Raw genomic sequence first — 4,692 nt, 5'->3', positions numbered from 1 at the left:
GGGCCGCTGCCGGCAGCGGGCGGCACCGCGGCGCCGGGCATGCGCGCCGCGCGCCGCGTGCCCGGGTCGACATTGGTGCTGCGCGCCACGTAGGGCAGATAGATCAGGCCGGGCAGCACCCCGGCGTGGGTCAGCAGGACATTGGCCCGTTCCACCATCTCGCCGTAGCGCGCCAGCACCTGCCGTTCGAAGGCGCGATACAGCGCCAATTGCGTGTCCAGGCCAAGGCCCAACGCTTCGCCGGCGGTGCGCAGCAGCCGGCACAGCGCGTGCGGTCCCAGCGGCAGTTGCTCGATCTCGAAGGCGGGCCGCGCCGCCAGCACGCCGAAGCGCTGGCCGAGCAACTGCAGCGGGATATTGCAGCGGATCGCCTCGCGGCGGGCGATCTCGTGCAGCACGATGTCGCGGTCGATATCCACGTCGGCGACCAGGGTCAGCATCTGCGCGGCACCTGCCTTGGCTACTCGCGGCGCAGCGGCCGTCGCCAAGGGGCTGCGGATCCTGGCCAGCCCGGCTTCCAGCTGCGCCTGGTAGAACGGCGCCAGGCGCCCGCGCTGCGTGCGCACGCGTTGCGCCTCCTGGAACAGGTCCTGTTGCACCTGGCCGTTGCGGGCGCGCCCGGCTTGCTCGAGCAAGTCCTGCTCCAGCTCGTCCAGGGTCGCCTGCAGCGGCAGCTCCAGGGCCTGCCACAGCAGGCTGTTCAAGGCCTGCAGGATGTCGCGCACGCGCGCCGGCAGGGCGGCGCTGGCAAGCGTCGCTGGCGGGGCCGACATGGTCGCAGACAGGGGCATCCTGTGATCGCCGTTATACTTTTCTGCGCGGTATGTAGCACGATCCGCCGCCGCAACCAAGGCGGGCGGCGCGGCTCAGGGCAGGAACAGGGCGATCACGTCGTTGGTGAACCGCCGTCCCAGCTCGGTCGGGACGGCGTGGCCGGCGTCCACCCGCAGCCAGTCGCGGGCCTGTGCGGTGGCCAGGGCCGGGGCGATCGCCTGCAGCGGCAGGCCGGTGCGCGCGCTGAAGTCGCGCAGCGCGAAGCCGTCGTTGAGGCGCAGGGCGTTGAGCATGTACTCGAATGGGCGCCGCTCCGGCGCGATCCATTCGTCGCCGCCGATCGCCGCCGGCGTCCCGGCCGCGTCCAGGAACGCCTGCGGGTGCTTGTGCTTCCAGCGCCGCAGGATGTTCTGCTCGGCGCCCGAACTGATCTTGCCGTGCGCGCCGGCACCGATGCCGAGATAGTCGCCGAAGGTCCAGTAGTTGAGGTTGTGCGCGCAGCGGTAGCCGGCGCGCGCGTAGGCGCTGACCTCGTACTGCGCGTAGCCGGCCTCGGCCAGCAGCGCCTGGCAGCGCTCCTGCATGTCCCAGGCGTCGTCGTCCTCGGGGATGCCCTGCGGCGGCCGCGCGGCGAACACGGTGTTGGGTTCCAGGGTGAGCTGGTAGTGGCTCATGTGGGTCGGCTGCAGCGCCAGCGCCTGCGCGATGTCGCGCTCGGCCTCGGCCAGGGTCTGCTGCGGCAGCGCGTACATCAGGTCCAGGTTGACATTGGCGTAGCCGGCGTCCTGCGCCAGCTTCACCGCACGCTCGGCCTCGGCGCCGTCGTGGATGCGGCCCAGCCGCTGCAGGGCCGCGTCGTCGAAGCTCTGGATGCCGAAGCTCAGACGATTCACCCCGGCCGCCAGGTAGCGGTCGAAGCGGCCGTGCTCGGCGGTGCCGGGGTTGGTCTCCAGGGTGATCTCCAGGCCTGGCGCGAAGCGCAGCCGGGCGCTGGCGGCCTGCAGGAAGCGGTCGATCGCCTCGGGCGGAAACAGGCTGGGCGTACCGCCGCCGAAGAACACGCTGTTGACCACGCGGCCCCAGACCAGCGGCAGGTCTTGGTCCAGGTCGCGAATCAGCGCATCAACGTAGCTGTCGAACGGCAGCGCGCCCTTGGCCGCGTGCGAGTTGAAATCGCAGTACGGGCATTTGCGCACGCACCACGGCAGGTGCACGTAGAGCGACAGCGGTGGCGGCACCAGCGCCGGGGTGTCGGCGTGCGCGGACGGATCCGGGCAGGCGGTGCCGGGCGGATGCTGGCAATGGTCGTGGGCGTGCGGCATGGCGGGCGGGAATCTGGAAACGGAGATGCGGGCGGTGCGGGCGCCGGAGGGTTCAGGGCTTGGCGCAGCGGCGCAGGGCAGTCTGCGCGCGCCGCGGTGTCCTGACTGGCCCGGTGCCTGCGCGCGGCGCGGTCACTCGGCGGGATGCGCCGCAAGATGGTCCGCCAGGCGCTGTTTGAGCTGCTGCAGGGCGAGGGCGCGGTGGCTGATGCGGTTCTTCAGCGCCAGCGGCATCTCGGCGGCGGTCTGGCCGTGGTCCGGATCCAGGAACACCGGATCGTAGCCATGCCCGCCAGTGCCGGCACGCGCATGCGCGATGCGGCCGCGCCAGCGGCCTTCCACCAGCAGCGGCTGCGGATCCTCGGCATGCCGCAGCAGCACCAGCACGCAGTAGAAGTGCGCGCCGCGCTGCGCGTCGGGGACATCGCGCAGCGCGTCCAGCAGCTTGTCGATGTTGGCCTGCGCATTGCCGTGCTCGCCTGCGTAACGCGCCGAGTACAGCCCCGGTGCGCCATGCAGCGCGTCCACGCAGATGCCGGAGTCGTCGGCCAGCGCCGGCAGGCCGGTGACGCGGGCGGCGTGGCGCGCCTTGAGCAGCGCGTTCTCGACGAAGGTCAGGCCGGTTTCGTCGGCATCGCCCACGCCGAGCGTGGATTGCGCGATCAACTCGACCCCCACGTCGTCGAGTAAGGCGTGCAGTTCTTCGAGCTTGCCGGCGTTGCTGCTGGCCAGGACCAGTTTCATGCGATGGGCTCCAGCAGATCCCAGGTGTTGCCGTACAGATCGCGGAACACCGCGACCGTGGCGTAGGGTTCGTGGCGAGGGGCTTCCAGGAATTCCACACCGGCGGCCAGCATCGCCGCATGGTCGCGCTGGAAGTCGTCGGTGTGCAGGAAGAAGCCGACGCGGCCCCCGGTCTGGTCGCCGATGCGGCTGCGCTGCGCGTCGTCGCTGGCGCGCGCCAGCAGCAGCGCCGCGCCGCGCGCATCGCCGGGCCCGACCACGACCCAGCGCTTGTGGCCCTGGTCCACGTCCTCCAGCACCTGGAAGCCCAGCTTGCCGGTGTACCAGGCGATGGCCTCGTCGTAGTCGGCCACCACCAGGGTGACCAGGGCCAGGCGCCGGTTCATTGCGCCAGGGCGGCGCGCTGTGCCGCCAGCAGTTCGCCGATGCCGCGCTCGGCCAGGCCGAGCAGCGCGTCCAGTTCGTCGCGGCGGAAGGCGTGGCCCTCGGCGGTGCCCTGCAGCTCGATGAAGCCGCCGCCATCGTTCATCACCACGTTCATGTCGGTATCGCAGTCGCTGTCCTCGGCGTAGTCCAGGTCCAGCACCGGCACGCCGCGGTAGACGCCGACCGAGACCGCGGCGACCGCGCCCAGCACCACCGGCTTCTTCAGGTCACCGCGCTTCTGCAGCCAGTTCACCGCGTCCACCAGGGCCACGTAGGCGCCGGTGATGGCGGCGGTGCGGGTGCCGCCGTCGGCCTGCAGCACGTCGCAGTCCAGGGTGATGGTGCGCTCGCCCAGCGCCGTGCGGTCGACGCAGGCGCGCAGCGCGCGGCCGATCAGGCGCTGGATCTCCAGCGTGCGTCCGCCCTGCTTGCCGCGCGCGGCTTCGCGATCGGAACGCGAGTGGGTCGCGCGCGGCAGCATGCCGTATTCGGCGGTGACCCAGCCTTCGCCCTTGCCGCGCAAAAAGCCCGGCACGCGGTTCTCCACGCTGGCGTTGCACAGCACGCGGGTGTCGCCGAAGCTGACCAGGACCGAACCTTCGGCATGGCGGGTGAAGGCGCGTTCGATGCGGACCGGGCGCAACTGATCGGCCGTGCGGCCGCTGGGACGGGAGAAGGACATGCAGGGGTTCCGGGAAGGGCGGGGCCGTGCGCGGCCTGTGACCGCGTCGGTGAGGCAGGAAAGGGCGCTAGGTTAACATTCGCCCCCTGTCCGCACCGGAACACCGCATGATCCGCAGCATGACCGCCTATGCCGGCGCCGAGCGCATCACTCCCTGGGGCACGCTGGGATGCGAGCTGCGCTCGGTCAACCACCGTTTCCTGGAAGTCGGCGTCCGCCTGCCGGAAGAGCTGCGCGCGCTGGAGCCGCAACTGCGCGAACGCGTCGCCGCGCGGATCAGCCGCGGCAAGCTCGACCTGATGCTGCGCCTGCGCGCGCCGGAGGCAGCGCAGACCCTGGCGGTGAACGAGGCCCTGGTCGAGCAGCTGGGTGTGCTTGCGCAACGGCTGGGAGTGCGTTTCCCGCAGATGCAGGTGCAGTTCGTCGACCTGCTGCAGCTGCCCGGCGTGCTGCAGGGGCAGACGGCCGATCCGGCGGCGCTGCAGGCGCAGGCGCTGGAACTGCTGGACGAGGTGCTGGCCGAGTTCGTCGCCGCGCGCGAGCGCGAGGGCGGCAAGCTGGCCGCGGCCATCGTCGAGCGCGTCGATGCGGTGGAACGCATCGCCGGCGAGGTGCGCACGCTGATCCCCGCCATCCGCGACGGCCAGCGCGCCAAGCTGGCGGCGCGCCTGGCCGATCTGCCGCATCCGGTCGATCCCGGCCGCGCCGAGCAGGAACTGGTGCTGTGGCTGCAGAAGCTCGATG

At 71.6% G+C, this 4,692-nt stretch carries 6 protein-coding genes; 1 reads left to right on the top strand and 5 read right to left on the bottom strand.

All coding sequences use genetic code 11. The features are described from left to right. The 5 genes from D180_RS13045 to rph all read right to left on the bottom strand — a co-directional run. Window positions 1–791 (bottom strand): DUF1631 family protein (locus tag D180_RS13045; protein WP_157835460.1); only part of this gene is annotated, 791 nt, incomplete at its 3' end. Window positions 792–866: 75 nt separating this feature from the next. Continuing rightward, window positions 867–2,096, bottom strand: a complete 1,230-nt coding sequence (gene hemW / locus D180_RS13040) for a radical SAM family heme chaperone HemW (protein ID WP_017913132.1) — start codon at window positions 2,094–2,096, stop codon at window positions 867–869. Window positions 2,097–2,228: 132 nt separating this feature from the next. Further along, window positions 2,229–2,840 (bottom strand): RdgB/HAM1 family non-canonical purine NTP pyrophosphatase, encoded by a 612-nt coding sequence (gene rdgB / locus D180_RS13035; protein WP_017913131.1) that lies wholly within the window; start codon window positions 2,838–2,840, stop codon window positions 2,229–2,231. Beyond that, window positions 2,837–3,226, bottom strand: coding sequence for a VOC family protein (locus D180_RS13030; RefSeq protein ID WP_017907633.1), 390 nt, complete (start codon window positions 3,224–3,226; stop codon window positions 2,837–2,839). The genes rdgB and D180_RS13030 overlap by 4 nt, the downstream gene beginning before the upstream one ends. Then, on the bottom strand, window positions 3,223–3,948 hold the full coding sequence (gene rph, locus D180_RS13025) for a ribonuclease PH (RefSeq protein WP_010343098.1): 726 nt from the start codon (window positions 3,946–3,948) through the stop codon (window positions 3,223–3,225). Before rph ends, D180_RS13030 begins: the two co-directional genes overlap by 4 nt. A 107-nt stretch (window positions 3,949–4,055) precedes the next feature. On the opposite strand from rph, the gene D180_RS13020 reads away from it, so the two are divergent. Continuing rightward, window positions 4,056–4,692 (top strand): YicC/YloC family endoribonuclease (locus tag D180_RS13020; protein WP_017913130.1); only part of this gene is annotated, 637 nt, incomplete at its 3' end.

It is taken from the genome of Xanthomonas sp. SHU 166 (assembly GCF_000364685.1).
GTDB lineage: Bacteria > Pseudomonadota > Gammaproteobacteria > Xanthomonadales > Xanthomonadaceae > Xanthomonas_A > Xanthomonas_A sontii.
The sequence above is the reverse complement of the archived record's forward strand: the minus strand, read 5'-3'. Positions and strand labels throughout refer to the sequence as shown.